Raw genomic sequence first — 26717 nt, 5'->3', positions numbered from 1 at the left:
GGCCTTTCCTTCGCACCATCAAATCTGAATTTCGGGCGAGATGCCCAGGAGTAAAAAAATGGCTGCCAAAGACGTAAAATTCTCCCGCGATGCCCGTGAGCGCATGCTTCACGGCATCAACATCCTCGCCGACGCGGTGAAGGTCACCCTCGGCCCCAAGGGCCGCAACGTCGTCATCGACAAGTCGTTCGGCGCACCGCGCATCACCAAGGACGGGGTCACCGTCGCCAAGGAAATCGAACTTTCCGACAAGTTCGAAAACATGGGCGCGCAGATGATCCGCGAAGTTGCTTCGAAGACCAACGACATCGCCGGTGACGGCACCACAACCGCGACCGTTCTGGCGCAGTCGATCGTCCAGGAAGGCAACAAGGCCGTTGCCGCCGGCATGAACCCGATGGACCTGAAGCGCGGCATCGATCTGGCCGTGACCGAAGTCGTCGCGGCGCTCGGCAAGGCTGCCAAGAAGATCAAGACCTCCGAGGAAGTTGCCCAGGTCGGCACGATCGCCGGCAATGGCGACGAGTCGGTCGGCAAGATGATCGCCGAAGCGATGCAGAAGGTCGGCAACGAAGGCGTCATCACGGTTGAGGAAGCCAAGACCGCCGAGACTGAACTCGAGGTCGTCGAAGGCATGCAGTTCGACCGCGGCTATCTCTCGCCCTACTTCGTCACCAACGCCGACAAGATGGTTGCCGAGCTCGAGGACGTCTACATCCTCCTGCACGAGAAGAAGCTGTCCAACCTGCAGGCGATGCTGCCGGTTCTCGAAGCCGTCGTGCAGACCTCGAAGCCGCTGCTCATCATCTCGGAAGACGTCGAAGGCGAGGCCCTGGCCACGCTGGTCGTCAACAAGCTGCGTGGCGGCCTGAAGATCGCCGCCGTCAAGGCGCCGGGCTTCGGTGATCGCCGCAAGGCCATGCTGGAAGACATCGCCATCCTCACCGGTGGCCAGGTCATCTCGGAAGACCTCGGCATCAAGCTCGAGAACGTCGGCCTCAACATGCTCGGCCGCGCCAAGAAGGTGTCGATCTCCAAGGAGAACACCACCATCGTCGACGGCGCCGGCAAGAAGGCCGAGATCCAGGGCCGCGTTGCCCAGATCAAGCAGCAGATCGAAGAGACCACTTCGGACTACGACAAGGAGAAGCTGCAGGAACGTCTGGCGAAGCTCGCCGGCGGCGTTGCGGTGATCCGCGTCGGCGGTGCCACGGAAGTCGAAGTCAAGGAAAAGAAGGACCGCGTCGATGACGCCCTCAACGCGACCCGCGCGGCCGTCGAAGAAGGCATCGTTGCAGGCGGCGGCGTCGCTCTCCTGCGCGCTTCGGCCGACATCAAGGTCACCGGCGTCAATGCCGACCAGGCCGCCGGCATCAACATCGTTCGTCGTGCGCTGCAGGCTCCGGCCCGCCAGATCGCGGCCAACGCCGGTGCGGAAGCATCGATCGTTGCCGGCAAGATCCTTGAGAACAAGGGCGCGACCTTCGGCTACAACGCCCAGACCGGCGAATATGGCGACATGATCGCCATGGGTATCGTCGATCCGGTCAAGGTTGTCCGTACGGCTCTCCAGGACGCGGCCTCGGTCGCCGGCCTGCTGGTCACCACCGAAGCCATGATCGCGGAGGCTCCGAAGAAGGAGTCGGCTGGCGGCGGCGGCATGCCTGGCGGCATGGGCGGCGGCGGTATGGGCGGCATGGGCGGCATGGGCGGCATGGATTTCTAATCCAGCCCCTATCAACCTACAGCGGAAAGGGCGGCAGCAATGCCGCCCTTTCCTTGTGTGCCGAACATGATCGACAACTTGGAGTGCGTCCCGAGGATCTCGTCAGAATTAGGATCTTGTCCGATCGAGCAATTCGCGGGCTCAACCTGGTCAAACCGGCGCCCCCTACGAACTGCCCGATCCTTGAGGATTCCGCTGCGCGACAATCACGATGATTCATTCAGTTGGTAGCTATAGGCGGTGAATCATGAGGGGCATTGAGGAGCGTGGCAAGGCGCCCATCTCGGCATTTAACCCCATCGAGCGTGATATCCGAGACAATTCTCTCATCGGACCGGCGGCTGGCGTTGAAGGACCCGGTGAATCATCCTGTTCTATAGTGGAGCAGACGCGCTCTGAGCCTCAAGATCAAGCGTTTCCTCCTCTGAGTATCCTTGATCTGCCGCTGGACATTCTCGTTGATATTGCTGAGCGGCTCAGCCCGATGGATCTGCTGAGGTGTCGCACACAAATCAAGAGCTGCGTGTCGCCGCGATGATAGTCGCAACGCCTCAAGAAAGGCGGATCCAGGTTCAGGCTCGTCGTCGTGGCCGAGAGGCCTCGTGACCCCGACGACTGCGCTTCGGCCTTGTGGGGCCTCGGAGCGGGCGTGGCAGCGCTTGCACCTGAGCTCCAGCGGCGTCTCATCCTGCTTGAGCCCAGGTCTCAGACCATTGCCCTGGAGGGCCTCGGAGCAGGCGTGGGTGGCCTTTGGCCAACCTCCAGCGGCTTGTCTGCGGATTTCACTAAATTGGGACAGCCGTTTTAGTAAATCGCGAACAAGCGTTTCGCTAAGTCGCGGGCAACGGAAGCGATCGAGTTCCGGTTGCCTTTGCTGTTAGGAGTGATTGATTTCGGTTATTTCGCTGAAACGCTGAAACGCCATATCCAGCTTTTCCAACGGTAAATTGGGCACTGTCCAATACTTTATTTCTTGAGAAATCCAACGTTTTTGCCGCGCAGTGACGTTCGGACATAGCAAGGCCTGTCCCATACCTATGAATACGTTTGGCTGAAGCAGACCGATGGCTGCGCGTCGAAGCCGAAGCCGTCGAGTTCGCGGACAAACGGGAACTGCGCGATCTTGCTCGACATGAGCGTGTCGAGCTGGTCGCGGATGGCCGTCAACTTCAGCCGATCCAGGATTGCGATCAGCAGGTCATGATCTAGCGTCGTCATCACCAGCTCCCTCCGACCACCGCTTCGTACTCGGCGAGTGGCCGCAGCAAGGTGGCCGGGGATGATCTTGATGCGCTCGGCGCGCACCGGCCCTTCGAAGCCGGCAACGCCGACAAAAGGCTCTGTCGCAAACCTGGAAATGGGGGTGTGAACGGCCATTTCGGCCTGTCCGTCAGGCAGCGAGGATATCGAAACAGCGATCGACAGACTTGTAGTCATACCTCGCCTGTCGCTTGCCAATCATGTGGATCATCTCGATGCCGGAGAGGATAACCACGGCGCTCGCCTGCGACTTGAAGCCGATGGATCGAATGCGGCGCTTGATACGCAGTCTGTTCTTTCAATTTAGACCAACTATGCGGATGCCGCCTCAGTCAATTCAAGAAGGTAACCAATGCCGCGCACGGTCGTGATCCGTGGCGTTGCACCTGACCTACTCAGGTGTCCACGTAAGCGATAGATTCCGACTTCAAGCGCGTTGGCAGATACCTCGTCGTTGAACGAATAGAGGTGATCTTCCAACTGCGCACGAGGCACGATGCGGCCTGCACGGATAAGCAGATGCTCTAAAATACATAGTTCGCGGCGTGCGATCTTCAGAGGATGACCCGAGACGGAAACCTGTCGGCCGATCGGATCGAAATTGAGATTGCCAAATACAACGATGGGTTCGGTCACCTGTGTCGACCGGCGCAGAATGGCTCTCATTCTGGCGATGAGCTCATCGAAAGAGACGGGCTTGAGCAGAAAATCGTCCGCGCCACCGTTGAAAATTGCAATTCGCTTCTCGAGATCGTTGATGCTACTCATAATGAGGGTTGGAACTGAATGCCCGTCGCTCCTTAGCTGTCTCAGCCAGCCCAAGCCATCGCCATCTGGCAGAGCCAACTCCAGCAGGAGAATTTCATAGGTTGCGCAACAGAATGCCCTCGACGCCTGTTCCAGGTTGCCAACTACATCAACGGCAAAACCGCTATCCCCGAGCGCAGCTCGCACGGCGCGCGTAAGATCCACGTGATGATCAATGAGCAGCGTTCGCATTTCACGTCCTATCAAGGTAGGACAGGTCACCGTCCGCTGTAAGACCGGGGCGACAGCAGAAGTCGCGCAACTCTTCGTAGTGTTCGTAACGCTCTTTCCGATGGGTGATCGCGGGAGAATGCAATCCGCACGCCTGCAATAGTCGGGGATGGAACACGTGAAGACCTGTTGACGGGCTGAAACCGTCGGTCGGCCAGCCCACAATGCCACCGACTCTGCCTGCGATTTCTCTGCGCATCGATCCTCCTATATGGGTTGCGTCGCAAACTCCAGCTGAGGTCGCAAGGGCAGGTTGCGGCTTTGTTCATTGAGAGGACCCCCTGGAGGCAATACCGGGAGGATTCCCTGTATAGCACTTCCCGATTTACCAACCGGTCATTCCGAACCACGTTCGGCGGCTTTGAAGACGCTCATTTGAGCGCGGCTAGGTAAATCAAGGGTACGACCTGCCGGGTGTCGATGCCGCTTTTGAAGCAGGCATCGGCACCAGCTCGCTGAGCGTCGCCCGCGCAATTCAGCGGACGCGCTCGATACACCCAGTCGAATCGTGCCGCAGCTTGCCGCGCCGACAGGGCGGCCGAAGAGTTCAGGCTTGTGACCGAAGGGCTACGCCCAGTCGTCCTCCCATAATCAACCTCGGTCAAATCAAAGTGACGTTGAATCTGAACAAGTTGCGCCATCATATCACAAACGACTTACCGATCCCCGACGTGCTCGAGCCTTAGTGCTTATTGAGAAGATCGGCTACTGTCTCTCCGCGTCGCCGGGCATCGGCGGCGAGCCACACCTCCCCCACCTCATACACGTCGCCGTGGGTACGAAACGGCACAATGACGTCAATGGCAGCCGACAGCAGGTCAAGAAGCGTGTGGTCTTCCACAGCAGCTCCTTGCGGGCTGCTCTTGACGAGTGAAAAGAGCTTTTTAAAGCCTTGGACCGGATCCGCCCCATGAATCGTCGATATTGATCCCGCATGGCCGGAGACGACTTCGCTAAGGTAGGCCCAAGCAGCATCATCGCGCATCTCGCCAAGCAATATTCGATCAGGGCGCATGCGCAAGCTGGCTTGCAACAGTTGCTCGGCTGTCACCGCACCTACGCCTGCTCGGTCCTTCGGATAGAGTAACCGGACATGATTCTCGTGCGGGATTGCAAGTTCGAGCGTGTCCTCGATACTTATCAGCCTCTCTTGCGGGGGTATAGCGTTGATCAAAGTCTTGCTCATTGTCGTTTTGCCGCTACCAGTAGGTCCGCAAAGCAGCATCGTGAGCCGCCCGCAAACGCACGCTCGCAAAAATTGCTCCAAGTCACCATGGTCGTAGTGCTGAAGAATCGTTTCGTCCTGCCGCTCTTGGCGCTCCTTTCGTGACCGCCATTGATTCCAACGCGAGTATTCGTAGCGAGAAGAAACTTCCTTGAGTTCGGTCACACGACTTGAGGGACGCCGTATCGTCAGGCTTATTGTTCCTGAGGGAACAGCGGGCGGCAAACAGATCTGCAGCCGCTCTCCGTTCGGCAGCTCAGTCGCACAGAGGGGGCTTTGCGGTCCGACATCTTGCTTGCGCAGCGCTCCAGCGAGGATCGCGATGTCCTCCAGATCGTCATAAGATAGCGGTAGCGGATGTTTCGTGAAAACGCCGGCCTGTCGGACAAAGGCTTCCCCAGGCCGGTTGATAGCGACCTCTTCGGTCCTTGGCTCCTCAAGCCATTTCAGAACAGGGTTGAGAAGCAAACGCAATTGAGGGTCAGCCTCCGGTCGCATTGTTGTCTCTCCGGCGTTGGCGATGTTGGGGGGGGGCTGGCGCCACGGCGGTCGCTCTAAGATCGTATACATCTGAGAAATCGAGGTCCCGAGCCACAAAGATGGATACAGCATCTCCCTGGTTTTTCTTCAGAGTTGGCGGAACGTTGATCGTTGCTCTAAGGGTCGTCTCAACGGCTTGTCCGGCGTTGCTCTGGAAGCTGTTGATACCGCTTCCTCCACCTGAGCTGCCAGCGTATTGACCGGCGGCCTGAAACGCGCCTTGAATGACGCTCATGAGCATTGCTCCGCCAAAGCGCTGCCAGAAGTGATTATCCACCGTGCCAGGCATTCCGGAGCGGCCGAGCTCGTCAGCGCCCGGCGATGCTAGCGAAACGAGGGCATGGTCAGGCGTTTCCATGCGCGTCCACAGCACGAAGACACGCGCATCCCCCTGTTGGAGACCACGCTGGATCTCGCCAATCACGGTCGTCCCGCGATCCAAAAGCACCACGTTGTTGGTGGCGCCGCGGACGTCTTTAGGTAAGACGCACTTCACATAACCCGGTAAATTTGTGTCGACTGCCGTTTGCAAAATGCAGGGGATGATCGTTCCTTGAGTAATCACGAGATCAGGGTGCGGCAAAAGTGTGGCCCGGCTTGGCTCCTGTATATCTGGCTTCAATCGCGCCGACAGATCGCCAGCGTCTGAAATCTCATCCGAGGTCGCGGGAGCATCCCTATGGTTGTCTTCGCTCCGCTGACCGTCGTTGGGCATTTTACTGCTGCCACTGTAGGCGAAAATTGGTGTTTCCTCCGGCGGCGGATCAGCTGAAGTCGGCGTGGATGGCGCAGGATCTCCTGCCTGCGCCGCCTGTACGGCTGCTGGAGCTTCGGGAGCAATCTCAATCGGCACGGGGCGGAATGGTTCGGCGTCGGCGACAATTGGAGGTTTTGGCTGAGTTGGTTCGTCTTGTGTGCTGGGACGACCTCCGAGCCAGATGAGTGATAGAGATGAGATGAGAACAAGAGCAGCGACGGCCAACTTCTGCAATCCCGAAACATGCCGGCGGGCCGGCTCCGAGACCATCGATCCGGAGGCATGGACATCATGTCCCGACTGTGGGCCGGTTTCATTCATCGGCCGAGCCTTTCAAAACGCGCCACACGTCGGGTGTCACTGTACCGGTCCCTGGCGCTCGTCCCACAGGGTCATAAGCCCTGTTGAAAATGGACAAGACCGTATTGCCATCTCTCAGACGCCATTCCCGGGCGACTGCGGATACTTCAACATAGTCTCCTTTGACCGTGTAATTGGCAGCGGCTTCCTTGCCGTCGGGATTGATAATGTAGAGAGAGGGTATGCGGGAATTGCTTGCGAAGCCAAATACGGTGGTAAAGCCATTATCGAAAACTTGCAGCGGCGACAGCGATCGATCGCCCTTTGCGACGTAGTGAAAATTGCTTTCGTCCGGACTGGTAGTTGCGGCGGGCCGATTCAACAAATCCTGAACTCTCTCGTCGTGCAGCACTTTCGCCCGGGCCTGACCAAGAATCGAGCGCCTTTCTGCGTCCTTTCTCCGAGCAGCAGCCTCATCAGCAGGATAGGTGAACTGCACACTGTAGTATAGGTCAGGTTGCTGCTCATCGAGTTTTGGCATCGCTCTCGTTGAAATACTGAAGACGTATCTCCGTGTACCGGACTCACTCTCGGCCAGCACGATGACCGGCTGCGGCGGGAGCATCCGGCTAGCCTTAAAAAAGAGATAGTTGGCGCGCGGGAGCGCAGCCAGGTCTTTGCTATTGGAAACGGCCACGGCTGCGACTGTCTCGTTGGCCGCGAATGTGACAACCAGCGTTGCCCCCACTGCGGTAGACAGGCGCACCACTTCGTCAGGACGGTAAGCCAGGTAGCGCATGCGCGCATCATGCTTGCCGGCAAGTGGTGTGTCTTCCGCGGACGCTTCCATCGTTAAGAAGAGTGAACAGACCAGCGCGAGAAACGCTCTTTTTGTCATGGCTGCACATAGCCCAGGTTCGATACGCTATCTTCCGAGCTTTGATAGGAAGTGATGAGTAGACCTCCCGGATTGGTGAGCCTCGATTGCCCAGGCAGACCCGTCAAGCGCTCGTAGCGGATGGTAGCTGTCCAGGTGGTCACTATCGGCATCTGCCCATCGACAACAAGCGTACGTTTGTAACGGATCTGTTGAACGTCCGGACTGATGTCGTTTGAAGAAATATGCCCGACCTCGAGCTTGCCGCGCTTGCCGACCGTGACTTGCGGCGAGGTGGGATTCGGATAGTTGAAGAAATCTTGATATTGCTGTCGCACAGTCGGCGCGCTGAAACTGGATACGAGGTCATAGGCGTATTGGGCTGTATCTGCTGTGTACCCCTCGCGCAGGCGTACATATTCCCACAGCGAAGCATTTATGACGGCTCGGTCTTGGGTTGCCGGCAGTCGAGACACTGACACTTCGCTGTCGACGGTCCCATCCGGCCGGACCCAGAGGAACACAGGTACGAGCTTGGCCAACGGGACCATGGCAGCGATGGTAAATGCCTGGGCAACATTTCCTAGGACCGCCGCTGCGGCAAAGGCGATCAGGGCCTTTGACAGGCGCCGCGCAGACTTCGCTCGTGACGTTTGAAACGCTTCCACCTTCTTATAGTGGGCGGCTAGCGTTTCTCTCTCCACCAGAAGGGCATGTTCAGGAAATTTCACTTTGGCTCTTCCGCGCATTCGACCTGAAGATCCTCAGGGGTGGTTTCCCATTGTCCCACGTTCAGTTGGAATGGGGCACCCGCGCACGTCGCAAGCCCATGGCTCGTCTTGCAGGCGGCCAAAGCGAGGATTGACAGAAGTAGGCAATATTTCATGTTTTTGGCACCGAACTTGTCGATTGATTAACCACCCGCCGTTTTGGCAAAGTGGCGATTGAGGCTGTTAAGAGGTCGGTTCGCACCTCCCCAAGAGCCGCCGGCGATGCTGCTGGCGATCGTCGGAAGCGCGACGATCAGAGCGTCACCAGCTAGGAAAAGCATGTCGAGCTCGTAAAGCCCGATGATCTTGGCTGCTGTCGTGCCCGAGAATTTGATCATCAAAAGCATGGCTGCCAGCGAGACTGCTTCGGCAGCGATTACTATCGTTGCAACGATGTTGAGGAGGAGAAGCAGCAGCCCGTACGAGAGCAGTTGGCCGATCCATCTGGTGGCTATGTCTCGAGTGTGATCAAAAAGGTAGCCTACAAGGACCAGGGGGCCGATCGTCAAGAGCACCTTCGTCAGAATTCCAACGGCATCGTAGATCTCGAACGCTGTCCACAGCGCGCCGTAGAAAATCCATTGCGCTCCCTCGAAAGCAAGTATGTCCTGGCCGTTCATAGGCCCAATTTCGGAAGCAATCAGCTGAAAGACATACTGGCTTGAAGCAAACATGATGTCGAGCTTCTGGGCGATTCCGATGAAGGGCAAGTCGCTGCCACTGATGTCGTGAGCCAACCTCGGAATCGTTTCGTCGAAAAGCGCTTCAATGTACTGCTGATAGTTGGCCTGCCCTAAGATAAGGGCGACGACAATCGACACCATGATTACGCGCGAGATACCCCCGCGCGCATCGACTTGACCACGCATGACCAGACAGCCTTGGATTATTATCCAGAGCGTGACACACGCAACCAGAGGCGCACTGACCGCCGCTTGGACGTTTTCAAGCACTTTGTGCAGCCCGGACGTGAAGGCCCCATGAAAGATCGTGTGTATAGTCGTGAATGGCGCGGGAATTTTGAAATTCATGGCGTGAGCCTGATGTGTCCCTGATCAGCGCAGCTGAGCCTGATGAACTCAGCGTTCACGGGAGGGGGCCAAAAATGCGAGCGGTGTCCCGATGTTCGCGACGCTGCGTGGCGGCCTCCTCAGCGGCGTGAAGGCTCCCTTGTGCAGTGGCCATAGTCAGCAGACTCGTGGCCTGGGCATTTTGGATCATCGCATCGTGAATCTGCTTGAGGACCAGACCGTTGGTCACGGTGGCCTGCATAATATTTCCCGAGCGGGAAAGCTGACCAAGCGTGCCGGCGTTATCCTTAAGGCGCTTGTCCATCATGCCCAAAGTGTCGGCTGCAATAGCTGCGGCATTGGCGGCCCCAGCGATTTGTCCCTTTAACAGTTTCGCTTCTGAATCGTCGCCCGTGACTATCCGATTTGGGTCCTCCGCAATGTTACGGGCGATAATCGAAGCTGGCGCCCGAGCATCAAACATCTGCTCCTCCAGCTTATTGCTCGACGGGTAATGATTTCCTTGGTTCAGTGAGCTTAGCACTCCCGTGACAGCGAATGACGAGGTTAGCATTGTCACCATTTCGATCGTCGTAGCGAGCGTCTCGATTGACCTCTCAAGGATCGCCGCATTGGAAATCGCTGTTAAGGTCGATTGTGTTTCTGTTACAGGGTCGGTGACGATCCATTGCGACCGGGCCTGTCCGTGAAGCAGAAGGGAAGCAGCAAGGGTCGTTACTGCAAGTTTGGCAAGTTTCATGAATATTCCTCCGTCAGTCTTGAACTTCATGGTACCGGGCCATGAACTTGTCGAGCCACCCACTTGGGGCGTCTCCGTGCTGGTTGCGAAGCTGGTCGGCAAAGCGCACTGTGTTGGCCCGCCCCGAGAGTACGGCTACGTACTCGCGCATCTGCCCAAGATCGAATTCGCAAACAATACTCCCGCTATCGCGCTTGAGCAAAAACTTGCGGCTGCCGATTGCCATTCCCTGGCGGATTGCCTCGAACTCCTGCGCAGTGCACTTCAAGCCATCGACATACGCAGAGCGGTCCGCCGTCGGTGATGGGTAGAAAATTTTCGTCATACATTGCGCAACGAGACTAGCTCCGAGAGGCGATTCCAGAACGTGTTCAGGCTGCTGCGTTGCGAGTATCAACATGCCGTTGTTTTTGCGGACCGTGAGCAAGAACTTGTCGATAACGGCCGAGAATTGGGGGTTGAGTAGATAGAATCGAAATTCGTCGCAGCTCATCACGAACCGACGACCATCGACGATAGCGCCCACTCGATGCAGAAGGTATGCGGCGGCCGGTGCACAGACCTCCTCATATTCCAGGAGCTGCGTCATGTCGAAGCCCGTAATGGAGGCATCCAGCCTTACTTCGTCCACGTCGCCGTCAAAGGCCCATCCAAGCGCCCCCCCTCTACACCACCGCTGCAGCCGTGCTCCTGCGCCCTCGGAGGGGCTGTGCAATAGGAACTCGCGCAGGCCCGCAAGTGAGCGCATAGGGGGTTCGAACGAAAGCTGACGAACAATGCCGCGTTCCAGCCGACGGCTTTCCTCCGGCGAGATCGGACCACGGCCGTCACTCTCGATCAGGGCCATCAACCACTCGCGCAGAAAGTCCCGAGAGGCGGAGGTGTTGTCCAGTCCACGCAGAGGGGCCAAGCCGCTCGGAGCGCCTCTGCGCAACGCAAGATATGTCCCTCCCGTGGCTCGCACCAGCAGTTCACCACCCCGATCCTTGTCGAAGAAGACGATCGCACCATTGCGATCGACCAAGCTTTGCTCAAGCATCGCGAGGACAAAGGTCATCAGCGTCGTCTTGCCTTTGCCAACGGGCCCGAATATTGCCGTCATGCCGACGTCATTCTCATGGGGGATGTAGTCGAAAGAAGTTCCACCGTTTGTGCGAAAGCGCGCAACAGCATTGCCCCAGTGGCCGGAACTGGAACCGCTTGGGAAGTTCTCAAATGAGACGAGCCCGGCAAAATTGTGTGAGGTGATCGCCCCCGGGCGCGTGCGCCACCTGTTGTTCCCCGGAAGTTGGGACCAATATGCGGCCTCCATGCCGATGCCCTCTTGGACGATAACGGCGCCCGCGTCGGCCAGCCGTGCGCGGGCACTTGCTGCGCGATCTGCAAGGCTATTGAGGCTGTCGGCATAGACGCACAGGCTCAGATGATGCGAACCCATCACGAATTCGTTGCTTGCCAGTGCGTCCTCTGCCTCGGCAAGTTCATTGATCTGGGTGAGAGCCTTGTCGCCGGCACTCGTCATCTGGCTGGACTTAAGGCTTAGTTTGGCATGAGCTTGCGGGCGAGTGAGGAAGGAAAAGCTCTGGCTCAGGACAAGCGGGAAGTTGGCGGACAGCAAGGAATTTAGCATGCCCGGCCGCGTCGTCGCCGGATATTCACGGAACGAAAACAATGATCCGACGGAGCTATCCCCGGGCCTTCGAATCTCAAGCGCCCGCTTCCCGCAGATGACCTGGTCAGTGTAGATCGAGGCGCCAAGTGAGCCGGTAACCATCGGAACCGGAAGAAACCGGCAAGTCATCATGAGCCGAAGCGCCTCGCCGATTTCCGTGAAGAGCACGTTGCCTTTCTCACGAATGCCCAACCGGCGCAGACCGTAACCGCCGAGTGCGCCAGCAATGATGTGCCAGAGGTCTTCCAGGCTCCGCATTTGGGTGGCTAGATCGTGCTCATTCCGTCTGCGGGACTTGGCAATCCGCAAGCCGATCTTGCCGATTGCGGTGCGGGGGGACACGATCAAAGTGAGGAAGTGATCGTTGCGAAAGAGCTTTCCCGACAGCACACGACGCTCGTAGGCCTCGCTCAGACTGCCAGCGAATGCACTTTGAAACCGGCGCGGCGCCGGCGCCGGCACATCGTTGTGTCTCACAAGATGAGCGTATATCGAGACATTGTCATCGGCGATGTTGCGCAAGAGAGTGTTGAACGCGCGGCAGCGCGAGTTGCGCATCTCAGCGTCTTCCAAATCAAAGGGCACACCGTTCACATGTGCCATGGCCATGATCGATCCGTCTTCCAGAAGGACAACCTGATCGCTTACGTGACCAACATACGGAAGGTAGATCTCGCCAGACCTCTCGGTCCGGCCGCTGGCGCCGAACATTACACCATTCCTCTTCCGCGTTTCGGCACTCTGATCGGATTGGCGCTGACGCTTGCGCCTCCCCAGACCGGCCCGTCCACGCTTCTGCCGGCCGTCTGCAAATAGAGCAGCACGACGCTTGCCGCGTTATAGTCACGCTCAACAACCAGCCGTGCTCCGAACCAGAGTGGCGCGAGAACGATTTCGTAGAGCGGGTTCTGAAGGATAATGATAACAAGCCCAGCCAACATCATGAGCAATCCGGCCAGCGTCAGCGGCACCCCCAGAAACAGTGCCGGGCGCGTCGCCGCCACATAGAGGGTGCTCACTTCCAACCGGTCGCTCATCAGCCACCGCCTATGAGCGCCTTGCCCAGGAAGCTGGCCCCGAACATGATGACGATCCCTCCAACGACACCCGCAACCAGGCCAAGTGAAGCACGACCGAACATCCAAGAGATACCGATGGCTACGAGCCCGAGCACGGCCAGTGATTGTCCAAAGGGCCCAAGTATGAACGTGCAGATATTCTGGACCATCTTGGCAGGATCCGTCCCTCCGGTCACCTGAGCCGCGGCTGGCCCGCTGTAGAAGACCGTCCACGCCGCGCCTGCAGCAGCGGCCGGTACATATTCAGCCGCCATGCGCAGCATGAAAAAAGGCGAAGGAACACGCGTTTTAAGCGCACGAAGTATCTTGAGTGGCGTCATCATTGCATCTCCATGTTTCAATCGAATACGAGTTTGTTCGGGTTCGAGGGTTCCCGTGCTTTCGCAGCCTGGCTGCCTGTCGGATCGGAGGGATCGGCCCCGGAGCGGTCTGGCTGATACGAGCCCCAGATGTCCCAAGAATCTTGGTTGGGCTGCTTCTTTCTATTGGCCTGTTGGCTCTGCTGGAGCAGAGGCGGCACGGCTTTCCGACCGGGTGCCTCAAGGTGCGGCACATCTCGAGCAGTCGGCTCCAGCGTTCTCTCAAGGAGACTTGAGATGTCCTTTGCGGCCGACTCGACCTTGCGTACATAACCGTTGGCGAAGCCATGCGTGACGTCGCCCGTGTTATAGGCCGAGATGGCACGGCGAAGCGCCAGTTGCTGTGCCACAGCAGTGGTGCCGCCGGCATACCGGCTTTCAAGCAGGTGGGCGGCAGCCGAAAGCGAGGCGCAGGGCTCGAAAGCCCTTTCCGGCGTGAGATTGAGCACGGCAAAGTTCTTGCTGTTTATCTGCATCAATCCAACATCGACAGAATGTTGTGCTTCGAGGCGTTCCTTGATGCCCCGCGTGGCTTCCAGGTGGTCTATCCAGCGAAGCTGCTCACCTGTGGTGTTGTCATGAGCCACCAGCGTTTCAAAGCCACTTTCAATCTTGGCAATCGCGGCGAGGGTGGACGGCGCAACCCAGGGGGCGCATTTGCGCGACAGGCTGCGGAACTCACGCGGAGAAAGTGGCGCGGGCTCGGCTGGGAGTGACATGGATGTCATCAGGACGATGGCCAGCGGCCAAGCTGCAATAAACATTCCCTATCACCTACCTTTCCAAGCCGCCGGACGGGTTCTGGCCCTGTCCGGCACGCGCTTATCGGGGAGGTTTGTTACTGTGTGATGTTCAAGTTCAGCTTTTCGGTTTCAATTGAAGCAAAGACCGTGTTCGTATCAGCGTGGGTGAGCATCTTGCGCATGCGTGAGTGGCGCGGGCCCGATCAGCCAGCGACATCCGGAGCATCTTGGTACAATGACTCCTGTACAGGATTGCTCGTCCCGGCCGTCCGTTGCTCCTGGAGTGTGGGCCGCGACTTTGGCGTCATGGATGGTACTTCTGTCAGCGCCAAGCCAAGGACAAAATGGGGAGCTTGGCGGGCTTGTTCAGGCTCGGGATCACCGTGGGGAATCGACTAAGGCGATAAAGCGGCCCAACTTTGCCGGTATGCTGCCGGTCGTTAAAGAGCAGCCATGCGCGGCCCTGCACACTCAGATCATTGCTTGAGACGCGAGCTCGTCCGCGAAGCTGGCTCGAGGGCGCAAATCCGCGGCGGCGAGGGTCAACTGGGAAGACGTGGCGGCGCAGCCCATCCTGGTGCGAGCCTCGTTCAGCTGTTCGGCCGCCGCCGCCAAAGGGTGGATCATGCACAGTCCCATCGGCAGATAACCGCACGTCATTGACGGAGTCCGACGGCGCAATGGACAAGCATAGTGACACGCTCAAGATGGAGGAGTTGCAGTAACTGAGAAATGTTAGCCCGGACGTTCACCGCAACCGGCGATCTGCCGGTCGCCGAACAGCATTTGAGGCCGCCGGCCACCTTGGACGAAGCCGGCTTGGCAGGAGACACACTATTTTGCACAAGGCCGCTGCAGCGAATCACGGTCTTCTTCCGCCGACCGCCTCTCCGATCAAGCCAAACGCCGCGCTGCTCAACCATGTCCGAGCTGGATCCACGAGCCGGAGGATATCGAGATGATCCAGGTCCGCAAACTCCAGGATGACCAGGATGCAAGGGCATAGCAGGAAACTTGGCATCCATGAGGTCGAACTTGAGTGATATTGGCAGGCCTGCACCAACGGGGGAGCTCGAAGCGAAAAAGCGAAGGACCACACGGCAGGGTCATGTCGGCGCTTGGACCTGTCTGGTGGCCACGGGCTGCCTTGGTGCGGTCAATTCGCTGGGGATGAAAAGAACAGGACGAGCACGGCCTCACATTGGCCGCACGCAACGGCGAGTGGTATCAAGGAGCAGCTGTTCTGGGTCGGTGCCCCAGGGTTGCTCGGCAACAGGTTTAGACAAGGGGATTCAAGATTGAAGGTGTGCCGTTGAAACATGTTCTTGTCATTGACGATGATGCCGCAATGCGGCGCCTCATCGCCGAGTATCTCACGATGCATGCCCTGAAGGTAACCGCAGTCCACGATAGCAAGCAGTTTGACTATGTTCTTTCACGTGAGCCAGTCGATCTCGTGGTTGTTGACCTTAACCTAGGCCGGGAGGATGGACTTGCGATCGTCCGCAATCTGGCGACAAAATCGGATGTTCCTATCATAGTGATCAGCGGCGACCGGCTTGATGAGGCGGAAAAAGTGGTTGCACTGGAGCTCGGCGCAACCGATTTCATTCCCAAGCCTTTCGGGATGCGCGAATTCTTGGCCCGCATTCGAGTAGCGCTACGCCAGCGCATTTCTAGTCCGCGAACCAGAGAGCAGCGCTCATTTCGCTTTGGGGCCTGGAAGCTCAGCGTGAAGCAGCNGCCCGCATTCGAGTAGCGCTACGCCAGCGCATTTCTAGTCCGCGAACCAGAGAGCAGCGCTCATTTCGCTTTGGGGCCTGGAAGCTCAGCGTGAAGCAGCGGCGACTGATCTGTGCGGAGCGTGGCGAGGTCAAGCTTACCGCATGTGAGTTCAATCTCTTGATCGCATTTCTGGAGAACCCCCGCAACGTGCTATCCAGAGAACGGCTTTTGCTCGCGAGCCGTGTGCGTGGAGAAGAGGTGTACGATCGAAGTATCGATGTCCTAATCATGCGCTTGCGCCGAAAGCTGGAGGCTGATGCGGCCAACCCTCGCCTGGTCAAAACATCCCGTGGCGCGGGGTACTTCTTCAACGCTGACGTAGATGTTAGCTACGGAGGCACGTTGGCCGCGTGACAGTGAGCTATGCTGGAGATTGGGGTGACGAGGCTGATCAAGCCTTCCAACAGTACCAGCCTGATCAATTACGGCGAGAGCTACCGGTCCGGAGATCGCATCAGCCCCTCTCTGCATATGCACGCGGCCGCCTGAATTGCCGATTTCGCTCAGCTGCTGCTGAATGGCGACGGCTTGCGGCGTATTCAGGGCCCTCTGCGTCTGCGCTGGCCACAACAGCGCTGGTGAATGTTCATTGTTGGGACGACTCACTCGGGTGGCAGGTGGTTGCCCTGGTCAAGCTCATCCGGCGAAGGGCGGATCTGCTGTTGGCTGGCAGCCAAGACTGGGGGCGGCGGCCCGAACTCCGGCGTCCCAGAGCTTGCGAAAGCCTCCGACACGCTTCCCTTGAGGTCATCCCGTCCAGCGGGCATCCCTGGGTTGCTGAAAAAAGACGAGGCGGCTTGATGATCCTGCCCTCGCTGAAGCACCTCGCGAAACCCCCTGTTCCAGTCGCAGAAGCTCCTCTGGTTTGGTTGGCGGCTCGTCAGCTCGACCATCGAACAGCGGCCGGAGCGCCTCGGACACGTGCTGCTCAAAGCCCACTCGCCGGGCCTGGACCGCTTGCCCGTCTTCCAAGCCGGCGTCCTGCACCTGCGACAAAGCTGTTACACGGGATGGATTACTATTTCGCGGGTTCATACTAGCCTCACATCAAACTGTATCGTCAAAGTCCTGCGCCAATTCACACAGCGGGTCATCGAGTTGAGATTCTGCGGAGAGCGCCTCCTCTGCTCCCGTCAAGGGCGCCGGCTCCGGGAGGGCGCCTGTCTGGCTTTCAAAGATGCGTTTCAGAATGCGATCCGAAAAATATCGCACCTTCCTCAATTTTAATGGTGGCAGACCTTTGATGAGAACAATCTCGTAGTCGTCATCGAGCAGCCGAACCTGTTCGGGACGCAATAGCGGTGCACCTTGATGTGAATTCTGAATGGTCCAGTCGAACGTTCGCGCCTGGCTGTGGGAAATCGATTTGGCTTCAAACGTGTATTCACCGATGGCCTTGGAAATGTAGTTCGGAGTCTCGTCATCAGCCGTGGCCATGAACACTTGCAGTCCGGTATTGCTGAGAAAATTCTGCTTGCCAGCCTCTCCATAAGCCCCCGTCAGTGCCGAAAGGCTTTGGATGATGAGCATGAAACGCCCCTTGTAGCCCGCGATAGTCGTGATTGCGGTCTCGATCGCTTCCAGCTTACCCAAGTGCTTGAACTCGTCGAGCAGGAAGAGAACCTCGTGCTTTTCATCCCGGCGGGCCAGCGACCGCTGCAGAATTGAAACGATTTGCTGAAAAAACAAGCGTATCAGAGGCGCGATCACCTCAAGGTCGTTCGGACCAACGCAAAGATAGATGCACGTTCTGCGACGGCGAAGATCATAGACCGAAAAGTCCGAGCGACTTGTGGCCGCCTTTACAGCGGGATCCGCCCACAGGTTGAGCCCGCCATCGCCGAGCACGGAAGTGTAGGAGGTTAGGATTTTCGTATCGTTCCCCGCCATGTCGTCGAAGATGCGTTGTGCCTCTTTGTTCTGGGTCTCCATGGCGAGTCGCGCGAAGAGCTTAAACTTCTCCCCCGGCTGGGCGAAGAGGTCATAGACGGCGCCGATTGTTGGCGTGCCCCGCTCGATGCAGGCAAGGATTCCCGCGACAAAGATATCTCGCGCGCCGCTGACGAAACCTTCCGCGCCCTCCCCCTTGGCCGTAATCAGGTTTGCGGCCAAGCGGCGGGCTTCGGTGAATTGCTGCTGTGGAGGCAACGCTATAAGATCCAACAGCGGATTGTAGCAGTTTGTGCGCCGCTCCGAATCCAGCGGCGCGAATTTAAACACGTCGTCACCTGCGGCTTTGCGCGCCCTCGAGGTGAGCTCAAAGAGCTCCCCCTTGACGTCCAGAGCTATCACCGAGCCTTTGAATGTAAGTAGCGTTGGAATGACTATGCCGACGCCCTTGCCAGCGCGGGTCGGTGCAACGATGAGGCTGTGAGGCTGCTCGCCATTGGTCAGGTAGTAGCCAGGCCAGAAAGGGCCACTTGTCTTCCCAAACACCGGCCCTGTCACGCCACGGTATCGTCGCAGATATCCCGTGCGTCGCATTTCATCCACTCGAGCCCAACGAGCCGTCCCGTGGTGTTCGAGCTTGCGGCGCAATACGATCTGCTGAATCAGCAAGACGACCGCGGACGTCGAGAGCACGATAGCCGCGCCCCGATAGAAAACGGGGGTTGCGAAACCCAAATAGAAGGGCGTCTCAAACCAAAAGGCACGGACATCAAACGCCATCAGAGCCTCGCCGCTGCCGCCGTGGCGGAAGGTTGCGTAAAGACTTGCCGCACAGAAGCCCACGGCGAGTGAGCACGCGATGCTAATGGCTATGTTGGGGGGCGTCGTTTTTGTTGAAAGCATTGTTCCATTGCCGGATTAGCCGTAGCTAATGCTGCGCGTGCTTCAGAGACCGAACCGGCGTCGCGCGATGTCGCCGCTCGACAGATCGATGCCGCAGCGGGTGGTGCGATGCTTGCAGCGCATCACCCGGCAGACGTGGTTTTTGAAAGTTACACTAAGCAGGTACGTCAACGGCCAGCGAATTGGAAACGGCAAGGCCGTAAACGGAATTCGGGAGAGAAAGCGTCACTGTACCATGGCCGAGACCTCAACGGCCGGAGCGATCTCTGCTTCTGGTGGCCTCCATTAGGTCCTCTCGGGCGTGATTGAAGGCGTGGTTTATGGACCGCCCGATTTGAGCACCCCGCTGCAGCTGTTCATACGAGGTTTGCGGGCCTACTGTATCACGGACTGCAGCCTCAATACCTGCTATGTGGCCGTCCAGATTCGCACTCCGTTCCTCTGCTGCATGCTGCGGCGGCGGCATGTGCGGCAAGATGTCTTGCATGCCGGGAAAAACTGAGTGAGCTTGGGCCTGTTGGTTTGCGTCTAACTGTTGATACATGTTGAGAATAGCATTGGATGCCATCATCCTGACATTGCCATCCGGATCAGAAGAAGCCAATCCAATGGCCTGATCAAGAATGCGAGATTTGTTTTCGTCAGTAAACTTACTGAAGTGTGGCGCAACGTAATAAGCTCCGAGAGCTTGCGACGGCGGATCCATGTTGCCAATGCGATTAACAATAGCATCTTGCAGCCCTGGCGTTAGGTAATCGCCTAGATTACTGGCCGCTCCGACTTTCTGCAATGCTATGTCATCCGTGCTGTACCCCAATTCGGCTGTTAATGTCGCGGCCAGATCGATGGCTGATCGTCCAAGACGATTGGTCCGCCTTTCAAATCTCGCGAGGTCAGTTTCTGGCCCGGGTTGAGTGCCCCGAACGGCTGTTCGCTCGTGCGTCCCGAGGCCTTTGAAGCCCCCAAGATTTCGCGCTGTATCGCGCGGGTTAGCGGTTACCAGCCGTTCTGCAACATCGCTCAATGGCCCCTCTGGAACGTCACGGAGGCTACTGCTCCCCACGCCTTGAGATGATCTTGCAGCTGCACGTGCCCGTTTGTTATCGCGATCCATTGCTCGCCTCCAAAGTAGTTATTCTACCCAATGAGGTTACCACCAAAGCTTGACCTGCTAAACCGATATGATGTTACAGTTGTAGTATGGCAAAGGGTTCCCAGCTCTGTGGGTCTGCCAAGTGCCCGTCCAAGCCGAAGAAAATACGATGAAGCTGGCATCAAATGCGATGTGAACTGCCCCGGGCATTCCGGTGGCCGTTTCGTTTGAGTCACGCGGCTATGGCTGGTTCATCCAACATGCCGTAGTAGCGTTCCTCGGCTTCGGCCGGCGGGATGTTGCCGATGGGCTCCAGCAGCCAGCGATTGTTGAAGCAGTCGACCCATTCGAGCGTGGCGAACTCGACGGCCTCGAATGAGCGCCAGGGTCCGCGTCGATGGATCACCTCGGCCTTGTAAAGACCGTTGATCGTTTCCGCGAGAGCATTATCGAAAGAGTCGCCGACACTGCCCACTGCGGGTTCGACGCCGGCCTCCGCAAGCGCTCGGTGTATTGAATGCCGAACCCTAGAGAATCAGCCCTCAGAGCCTTTGGTAATAGACCGACCCCTCGCACCTGTTTGGGCTGGGTGTACAAGTCAGGTTTTCATCAGGTTGGACGAGTATGTCTGGCAGCCAGAGCGCGACCACTTCCGTGCCCGCCCGCTCGTCTGGCAGACACACAAAGGAGAAAGACATGCCGTCAGCTACAAGCAGCGCCATCGTTTCCTGCCGCAGATCATCGCCCATCCGGTCTGGCCCTCCTTCAGGTCCCCTTGGCCTGTGTCTCGTCGAGGAAATGGCCCGGGAGCGGGATCGTGGTTTCGTATGAGACAATCCGCCGGTGCGGCAACAAATGCGGTCCGCATACGGAGCCATTACGTCGCGGCACTTGATATTGCAGTGCAGCAAAGGTAGAGGGCCGCCCCTTATCGGAGTGTCGTCCATGGTCCTTACCAATACTGGTAGCGAGGCAGAACCCGTCGAACAGTCGAGCCATCCGGCAATCGAACAGCAAAGCCCCGAGGTGCTGATGCTAGGCGCGCTCGGCGTTGTCTATGGCGATATTGGCACCAGCCCGATCTACGCGTTCCGTGAGGCGCTGGTGGCGTCGTCGGGCGGCAATGTCGCCGAGCGCGGCGATATCCTCGGCGTTTTGTCATTGATCATCTGGTCGCTGACGATCATCGTCACCATCAAGTACATCATGTTCGTGCTGCGCGCCGATAACGGCGGCGAGGGCGGCGTGCTGTCGCTGATGGCGCTGGCGCGCGGCAGTTTCCCCAAGCGCTCGGCGCTGATGCTCGGCATCGGCATCGTCGGGGCATCGCTTTTCTTCGGTGATGCCGTCATCACACCGGCGATATCGGTGCTGTCGGCGGTTGAGGGCATGAATGTCGTCACGCCGACCTTCCAGCCCTATGTCGTGCCGCTGACACTGGTCATTCTTACCATGGTGTTTGCGGTGCAGCGCTTCGGCACGGGCGGGGTAGGATTGGTGTTCGGCCCGGTGACGGCGGTGTGGTTCCTGGCAATTGGCCTTTCCGGGCTCAACCACATCATCGCCGATCCGGAAATCCTGTGGGCGGTGAGCCCGCACTACATCGTCGCGTTTCTGATCAATTCGCCCGACGTCGCTTTCGTGACCATCGGCGCCATCTTCCTCGCCGTCACCGGCGCCGAAGCACTCTATGCCGATCTCGGCCATTTCGGCCGCAAGCCGATCGTGCTGGCCTGGCTGGCGATCGTGTTTCCCTGCCTGCTGCTCAATTATGCCGGGCAAGGCGCCTTCGTGCTGGCCAAGAATGGCGTCGTCGGCCATCCATTCTTCGAGATGAACGAAGGCTGGACGCTGATCCCGATGGTCGTGCTGGCGACGGCCGCGACTGTCATCGCCAGCCAGGCGGTCATCTCCGGCGCCTTCTCGCTGACCCGGCAGGCGGTGCAGCTCAATATGCTGCCGCGCCTGGAAATCCTGCACACCTCGGAGAAGCAGTCGGGCCAGATCTACATGCCGCGCGTCAATCTGTTGCTGGCGCTGGCGGTGATGCTGCTGGTCGTCGGTTTCGGCGAATCGAGCAAGCTCGCCTCCGCCTATGGCATCTCGGTGACCGGCAACATGCTGGTGACGACGGTGCTGCTGTTCGTCGTCATGACCCGGATCTGGAAATGGCGGCTGTGGGTGGCGGTCGCCATGACGGCGCTGTTCGGCTTCATCGATGTCGGCTTTTTTGCCTCCAACATCGTCAAAGTGTTCGAGGGTGGCTGGGCTTCGCTGGCGGTGGCCTTCACCATTGTGCTGGCTATGTGGACCTGGGTGCGCGGCAGCCGCTATCTGTTCGACAAGACCCGCCGCAACGAAATCCCGCTCGATTTCCTCGCCGGCAATCTCCTGAAGAAAAAGCCGCAGCTGGTGTCCGGCACCGCGGTGTTCCTGACGAGCGATCCACTCAGCGCGCCAACCGCGCTGATGCACAGCCTGAAGCACTACAAGGTGCTGCACGAGCAGAACGTCATCCTTTCGGTGGTGACCGCGCCGCAACCGGTGGTGCCCGACAGCGACCGGGTCAAGATGGAGACGGTCAACGAGCTGTTCATGCGGGTGACGCTGACCTTCGGCTACATGGAGCAGCCGAACATCCCGCGCGCGCTGGCGATCTGCCGCAAGCAAGGCTGGAAGTTCGACATCATGACGACCTCGTTCTTCCTGTCACGGCGTTCGCTCAAGGCCTCGCCCAATTCCGGCATGCCGGTGTGGCAGGACCGGTTGTTCATCGGCCTGGCGCGTACGGCGGCCGACGCGACGGAGTACTTCCAGATCCCGACCGGACGCGTCGTCGAGATCGGAACGCAAGTGACGATTTAGGGCATGCCGCGGTTGAGAAGAATCGGTGCTGTCACATTGATTGAGCGGTAAGGAAATTCAGGTAGCAGCGCGCCCGGCACTGTAAGTTTCAGCGGCTTGATGCAGCGATAGCTGGCCGGGACGGCTGTCACGCTGTGGCGACACACGCGATTTTGTTCCAGATTTGCATGGGGCGTTACGCAGGTCTCGATGTTGAGCCGATGACAGCGCATTGCAGGGAAAGTGAGCAGGTCGGCAATCGGATCATGGATGGAAACGAACCGCTGAAGCTGGCGTGCCGACTTGAAGCGTTTCATGATCCTTTCGCGTCGTCGGGTCGGCTGGTGCGAATTTTCCGCTCGATTTTCAGGCCTGTGTGCGACCGGTGTTCGACGCCGGGCATGAGGTCGCGCATGGCGGCATCATAGGATCGGAGCTTGTCGGTGATCATGATCCGTGGTGTCCGCCCTTGAGCTTTCAGCAACTTGCGCATCAGACGCTTTGCCGCCTTGGCATTTCGGCGGCTTTGTACCAGCACTTCGAGGACGAAGCCGTCCTGATCGACGGCACGCCAGAGCCACTGCTTCTTGCCACTGATAGCCACGACACATTCATCGAGATGCCATTTGTCGCCCAGGCAGCCGGCTGATATTGATCTCCTGGGCGGAATGCCGTCCGAATTTCTCCGCGCAGCTTCGAACGGTCTGATGCGTGACGATGATGCCGCGGGCCGCCAGCATGTCCTCAACCATGCGCAGGCTGAGCGGAAAGCGAAAGTAGAGCCATACCGCGTGCGCAATGATCTCGGCGGGAAAGCGGTGGCGACCATAGAGCGGATCACGAGCAACTTCTGACATGGCCCAATGTACGCACATCTTCATAAGCTGTCGGTTGTCTTTACGATGCCGCGCCAAGCGAGCAGCATCCGGCCGGCGGGGCCGACCCCGTCTCCCGGCCGTGAGCAGAACGGCATCGCGCAGGTGCCGCTTCATCCTCGACCGGCCAGCCTGCTTTGCCGTTACCGCCGCCGCCGAAAGCGCCAGGCGTTGCCGCCAGGCGCCGATCCGCCGGCAGCGGTTCGTTTCCACCGATGATCCGAGTGCCAACCAGTTCCACTTTCCCCCAATACCTGCGTAACGCCGCCATGCAAATCTGGAACAAAATCGCGTATGTCGCCGCAGCTGACAGCCGTCCCGACCAGCTATCGCTGCATCAATACGCTGATATCTTTACAGTGCCCGCACGCCTCTCGCGCGCCAACGGCCAGTCGGGTGTCGCGAATGAGGCGCGCTGAAGCCATCCGGCTCAGCCGATCATGGCGCTTCGGTTGCCGGGTTCGAGGTCGTGGCCTCTGCCGCTGCGCGATTCTAGCATTTGCGCCTTGGAGAGCTCTGCTTCAGCCTCGGCGAGGCATGGCTCGGCTGCGGTTCTCTGCCGCAGAAGGTCCGATTGCGAATTCTTGACGTTGTCACGACGTAGGCGAGCGGCCTTGGCGAACGTCGGATAAGCGAAATGATTGACATCGGAGATGCCGGCCTTCGTTTCCTCGGCGTTTAACTGGAAGTCCAGTTCTCGCGCCATGCGTTCGAAATCGGCAATCATGATGTCTAGCTGGTGCAACTGTCGCCGCTTCTCATTCACCTGAAATTGCTTCAGTCGGACCAGATTACCTCGTGGCTTCATGACTCGGTACTCCGGTACCCATTTCGTCCAATCAAACCGCTCTCTCCCCTTAACGTTAGGCCTACAGCGACTCTCACGTTTTCTGCTGCGAGCGGAAACATATTTTCCAAAATCCTTGGCCGATGGCTATGAGTTCAATGGCATCGACAAGCATGCGAGCGGGGGACTTAAGGGGCGGTAAAAAAAGGCGGAATAGGGCGATTTTCACAATGTCTGCATTGAACGCGTTGAGACCTGCGGCGGGCTTGACACACAAAGCAATCGTCAAGATTTGCGACATGGACGCCCGGGGGGCATGAATACGCCCGCCGTCAGCTACACGCCCCCCGATTTCCGCCGCCTATTATCGCCCACGCGGTCTGGCTTTATTTCCGGTTTCCGCTGAGCCTGCGCCTGGTTGAGGAAATGCTGCTGGAACGCGGCATCGTGGTTTCGTATGAGACAAGTCGCCGGTGGGGCATCAAGTTCGGGCTGGACTGCGCTCGCTGCTTGCGCCGCAAGCCGCGTGCCGGAATGACGTCTGGTACCTGAACGAAGTGGTCGTCACCATCGCCCGGCAAAAAGCTTTGGTTGTGGCGCACCGTCGACCAGGATGGATATGTGCTGGACGAAATCGTGCAAAACCGCCGCAACACCAAGGCCGCCAAGCGCTTGCTGACGCGGCTGTTGAAGAAGCAGGGGCTCGCGCCGAAGCGCATGATCACCGACTAGCTGCGCTCGTATGGAGCGGCAAAGCGACAGGTGATGCCGGACGTCAAGCACCGGTCGCACAAGGGGTTGAACAACGGAGCGGAGAATTCCCATGTGCCGCCGCGAAAACGGGAGCGGATGATGCAGGGGTCCGATCGCCGAGAGGCCTGCAACGCTTCGTCTCGACCTTGTCAGCCCTCCGCAACCTCTTCGTCCCGCCCCGCCCCAAACGTTCTGCTCTCGCCATACATGTTCATCGCCTCAGCGCGATGGCGCTGGTGATATCACGACGCGTTTGTACCGCTCGACCTACGCCACAGGTGCCGACGCTGTGACGAGCTTCGTCGGTCGCGTGTCGAGTGACGGCACCGGGGACAATTATCGTCGACCGCAGTCCATTGCCCAGACCAAGGCGCTTCTCGGCGTCGGCACGATGGCAAATCGCAGCGTCACGATCTCGGCCGCTGCCCCTTCTGGCGGCGTGGACGGTGATTTCTGGGTGCAGCCGTAATGGCCCTTTACGTCAAAGCCTCCGGGGTCTGGGGGGCGGCCAGCGCCGTCTGGGTGAAAATCTCAAGCCTCTGGACCAAGGCTCGACAGGTCTATGTGCGCAGCTCGGGCGTCTGGGAGAAAATGTTCCCGATAGATCTGGTCTTCAATGGCACTCACGAAGACTCGACTGCCACGACCGTTTACACCCACACCAGCATTCCGCTTCTTGTCGCGCCACACGCTAATCGTCGTGTCATCGTGACAACTGAGACCACTGACACCGAAAGTGCAGTGACCGTCAACAGTATGACGATTGGGGGTGTGGCTGCCACCCTTCTCGCTCAGGTGGAAAGCATCTTCAATTCTGGTGTGGTCTATCTGTCAGTGTGGTCAGCCCTCGTGCCAACCGGTACGACGGCAACGATCGTGACCACGTATAGTGAGAGCGTGTTCCGTGACTACATGTCGGTCGATACGACCACCAATTGGGATGGTGTGGTGGGCACTGTTGCCTCTGACAACAATTCAACGGGTGGCCTGACAACGACCGTCAGCATTGGTGCCCTGGGCGCAGCGATCGCAATTGCGGGCAACGCCACCAAGGGGGCATCGGCACTGCGACATGGACCGGGCTGACCCAACAGTTCTCAAACACACCAGTCACGGATACAAACCACAGCGGAGCAATGGCCATAGCTACCGCCGCCCAAGCTGCCCTCACCGTAACCTGTGCCTACAGCACTACTCCAGCACTTGCCGCACTGCTGGTGGTTCCGCGGTGCGCAACTCCTGACTGGCGACGGCGTCGGCGACATGCCTTACGGACTCGTATTGCCAGAGCTTGTAATCGTCGACAAACCAGCCAAGTCGGCTCTCGATCGCCGTAGCAAGCTCGTTATAGTCGAGGCTGTCGAGGCCGAGATCCCGCATTCTGGTTGTCATCGAGACCTCTACTTTTTCGGCAACTAGAGCGTTGAGGGTTTTGAGAACCAGTTGTTCAATTTCAAGTAATGTCATCACTAATACATGCCTTTTGCTTGCAGATTCAGGTAATGCAACCCTGATCGGGGCGCAACCCCCAAAACGAGGTGTGCGGTTGAAACATGTTCTTGTCATTGACGATGATGCCGCAATGCGGCGCCTCATCGCCGATGCATGCCCTGAAGGTAACCGCAGTCCACGATAGCAAGCAGTTTGACTATGTTCTTTCACGTGAGCCAG

21 protein-coding genes and 7 pseudogenes are annotated in these 26717 nt (G+C 58.4%); 6 read left to right on the top strand and 22 right to left on the bottom strand.

Annotation, left to right across the window (positions count from 1 at the left end):
* Positions 1 to 58: 58 nt before the first annotated feature.
* Positions 59 to 1726, top strand: coding sequence for a chaperonin GroEL (groL, locus tag X743_RS151170; protein ID WP_023766583.1), 1668 nt, complete (start codon positions 59 to 61; stop codon positions 1724 to 1726).
* A 1059-nt stretch (positions 1727 to 2785) separates the two neighbouring features.
* Here groL and X743_RS1000000170780 read toward each other — a convergent pair.
* The 14 genes and pseudogenes from X743_RS1000000170780 to X743_RS151235 form a co-directional block, all read right to left on the bottom strand.
* A pseudogene (locus tag X743_RS1000000170780) lies at positions 2786 to 2944 on the bottom strand (ATP-binding protein); the annotation flags it as partial.
* Between the two features lie 172 nt (positions 2945 to 3116).
* A pseudogene (locus X743_RS1000000172815) lies at positions 3117 to 3272 on the bottom strand (IS6 family transposase); the annotation flags it as partial.
* A 26-nt stretch (positions 3273 to 3298) separates the two neighbouring features.
* Positions 3299 to 3985, bottom strand: a complete 687-nt coding sequence (locus X743_RS151180; RefSeq protein ID WP_023766580.1) for a response regulator transcription factor — start codon at positions 3983 to 3985, stop codon at positions 3299 to 3301.
* A 721-nt stretch (positions 3986 to 4706) separates the two neighbouring features.
* Positions 4707 to 5747 (bottom strand): P-type DNA transfer ATPase VirB11, encoded by a 1041-nt coding sequence (gene virB11 / locus X743_RS151190; protein ID WP_023737143.1) that lies wholly within the window; start codon positions 5745 to 5747, stop codon positions 4707 to 4709.
* Positions 5731 to 6867 carry a type IV secretion system protein VirB10 gene (gene virB10 / locus X743_RS151195; protein WP_023766578.1) on the bottom strand — a complete coding sequence of 379 codons (1137 nt, stop codon included), beginning with the start codon at positions 6865 to 6867 and terminating at the stop codon, positions 5731 to 5733. The genes virB11 and virB10 overlap by 17 nt, the downstream gene beginning before the upstream one ends.
* On the bottom strand, positions 6860 to 7744 hold the full coding sequence (locus X743_RS151200) for a TrbG/VirB9 family P-type conjugative transfer protein (RefSeq protein WP_023766577.1): 885 nt from the start codon (positions 7742 to 7744) through the stop codon (positions 6860 to 6862). Before X743_RS151200 ends, virB10 begins: the two co-directional genes overlap by 8 nt.
* Positions 7741 to 8454, bottom strand: coding sequence for a type IV secretion system protein VirB8 (locus tag X743_RS151205; protein ID WP_023766576.1), 714 nt, complete (start codon positions 8452 to 8454; stop codon positions 7741 to 7743). The genes X743_RS151200 and X743_RS151205 overlap by 4 nt, the downstream gene beginning before the upstream one ends.
* Entirely contained in the window at positions 8451 to 8609 is a 159-nt protein-coding gene (locus X743_RS1000000170775; protein ID WP_081731114.1) for a type IV secretion system lipoprotein VirB7, read from the bottom strand. The genes X743_RS151205 and X743_RS1000000170775 overlap by 4 nt, the downstream gene beginning before the upstream one ends.
* Positions 8610 to 8636: 27 nt before the next feature.
* Positions 8637 to 9524 carry a type IV secretion system protein gene (locus X743_RS151210; RefSeq protein ID WP_023766575.1) on the bottom strand — a complete coding sequence of 296 codons (888 nt, stop codon included), beginning with the start codon at positions 9522 to 9524 and terminating at the stop codon, positions 8637 to 8639.
* Between the two features lie 55 nt (positions 9525 to 9579).
* Positions 9580 to 10263 (bottom strand): type VI secretion protein, encoded by a 684-nt coding sequence (locus tag X743_RS151215; RefSeq protein ID WP_023766574.1) that lies wholly within the window; start codon positions 10261 to 10263, stop codon positions 9580 to 9582.
* A gap of 13 nt (positions 10264 to 10276) precedes the next feature.
* A complete protein-coding gene (locus X743_RS151220) occupies positions 10277 to 12646 on the bottom strand; it encodes a VirB4 family type IV secretion/conjugal transfer ATPase (protein WP_023737137.1) in 2370 nt (789 codons plus the stop codon).
* A complete protein-coding gene (locus X743_RS151225; RefSeq protein ID WP_023679584.1) occupies positions 12646 to 12972 on the bottom strand; it encodes a type IV secretion system protein VirB3 in 327 nt (108 codons plus the stop codon). The genes X743_RS151220 and X743_RS151225 overlap by 1 nt, the downstream gene beginning before the upstream one ends.
* On the bottom strand, positions 12972 to 13277 hold the full coding sequence (gene virB2, locus X743_RS151230) for a pilin major subunit VirB2 (protein WP_023673707.1): 306 nt from the start codon (positions 13275 to 13277) through the stop codon (positions 12972 to 12974). The genes X743_RS151225 and virB2 overlap by 1 nt, the downstream gene beginning before the upstream one ends.
* Before the next feature lie 74 nt (positions 13278 to 13351).
* Positions 13352 to 14137, bottom strand: coding sequence for a type IV secretion system lytic transglycosylase VirB1 (locus tag X743_RS151235; protein WP_023766572.1), 786 nt, complete (start codon positions 14135 to 14137; stop codon positions 13352 to 13354).
* Between the two features lie 1291 nt (positions 14138 to 15428).
* Between X743_RS151235 and X743_RS1000000169840 the strand changes: the two are divergent.
* Positions 15429 to 16255 (top strand): annotated as a pseudogene (locus X743_RS1000000169840) (response regulator).
* 693 nt (positions 16256 to 16948) lie between these two features.
* Here X743_RS1000000169840 and virD4 read toward each other — a convergent pair.
* From virD4 to X743_RS1000000172115, 4 genes and pseudogenes are all read right to left on the bottom strand, one after another.
* On the bottom strand, positions 16949 to 18694 hold the full coding sequence (gene virD4, locus X743_RS151245; protein ID WP_023766569.1) for a type IV secretion system ATPase VirD4: 1746 nt from the start codon (positions 18692 to 18694) through the stop codon (positions 16949 to 16951).
* Positions 18695 to 18941: 247 nt separating this feature from the next.
* Positions 18942 to 19718, bottom strand: coding sequence for a hypothetical protein (locus tag X743_RS151250; protein WP_245260339.1), 777 nt, complete (start codon positions 19716 to 19718; stop codon positions 18942 to 18944).
* 301 nt (positions 19719 to 20019) lie between these two features.
* A pseudogene (locus X743_RS151255) lies at positions 20020 to 20313 on the bottom strand (integrase core domain-containing protein); the annotation flags it as partial.
* Positions 20314 to 20329: 16 nt separating this feature from the next.
* Positions 20330 to 20536 (bottom strand): hypothetical protein, encoded by a 207-nt coding sequence (locus X743_RS1000000172115; protein ID WP_023737128.1) that lies wholly within the window; start codon positions 20534 to 20536, stop codon positions 20330 to 20332.
* Between the two features lie 196 nt (positions 20537 to 20732).
* Here X743_RS1000000172115 and X743_RS151260 point away from each other — a divergent pair, with 196 nt between their 5' ends.
* A complete protein-coding gene (locus tag X743_RS151260) occupies positions 20733 to 22652 on the top strand; it encodes a potassium transporter Kup (protein ID WP_023766567.1) in 1920 nt (639 codons plus the stop codon).
* Between the two features lie 57 nt (positions 22653 to 22709).
* Here X743_RS151260 and X743_RS01000000169050 read toward each other — a convergent pair.
* The 3 genes and pseudogenes from X743_RS01000000169050 to X743_RS151270 all read right to left on the bottom strand — a co-directional run bounded on the left by X743_RS01000000169050 (position 22710) and on the right by X743_RS151270 (position 24314).
* Positions 22710 to 23488 (bottom strand): annotated as a pseudogene (locus X743_RS01000000169050) (IS6 family transposase).
* Between the two features lie 27 nt (positions 23489 to 23515).
* Positions 23516 to 23719: pseudogene (locus X743_RS1000000173340) on the bottom strand (DUF1403 family protein); the annotation flags it as partial.
* A gap of 217 nt (positions 23720 to 23936) precedes the next feature.
* Positions 23937 to 24314 (bottom strand): hypothetical protein, encoded by a 378-nt coding sequence (locus X743_RS151270; RefSeq protein ID WP_023679574.1) that lies wholly within the window; start codon positions 24312 to 24314, stop codon positions 23937 to 23939.
* Positions 24315 to 24644: 330 nt separating this feature from the next.
* Here X743_RS151270 and X743_RS01000000169045 point away from each other — a divergent pair.
* The 3 genes and pseudogenes from X743_RS01000000169045 to X743_RS151285 form a co-directional block, all read left to right on the top strand.
* Positions 24645 to 25339: pseudogene (locus X743_RS01000000169045) on the top strand (IS6 family transposase); the annotation flags it as partial.
* Entirely contained in the window at positions 25336 to 25515 is a 180-nt protein-coding gene (locus tag X743_RS151280) for a hypothetical protein (protein WP_031194388.1), read from the top strand. The pseudogene X743_RS01000000169045 and the gene X743_RS151280, both read left to right, overlap by 4 nt.
* A complete protein-coding gene (locus X743_RS151285; protein ID WP_023749049.1) occupies positions 25515 to 26132 on the top strand; it encodes a hypothetical protein in 618 nt (205 codons plus the stop codon). The genes X743_RS151280 and X743_RS151285 overlap by 1 nt, the downstream gene beginning before the upstream one ends.
* A 105-nt stretch (positions 26133 to 26237) precedes the next feature.
* On the opposite strand, the gene X743_RS1000000173965 is transcribed toward X743_RS151285, so the two are convergent.
* The coding region (locus tag X743_RS1000000173965; RefSeq protein ID WP_280801305.1) for an acyl carrier protein at positions 26238 to 26717 on the bottom strand (480 nt) is incomplete at its 5' end.

The sequence above is a fragment of the Mesorhizobium sp. LNHC232B00 genome, assembly GCF_000502435.1.
In the GTDB taxonomy this organism is placed as follows: Bacteria; Pseudomonadota; Alphaproteobacteria; order Rhizobiales; family Rhizobiaceae; genus Mesorhizobium; species Mesorhizobium opportunistum.
Note: the sequence above shows the minus strand (reverse complement) of the source record. Positions and strands in the feature narration are given on the sequence as shown.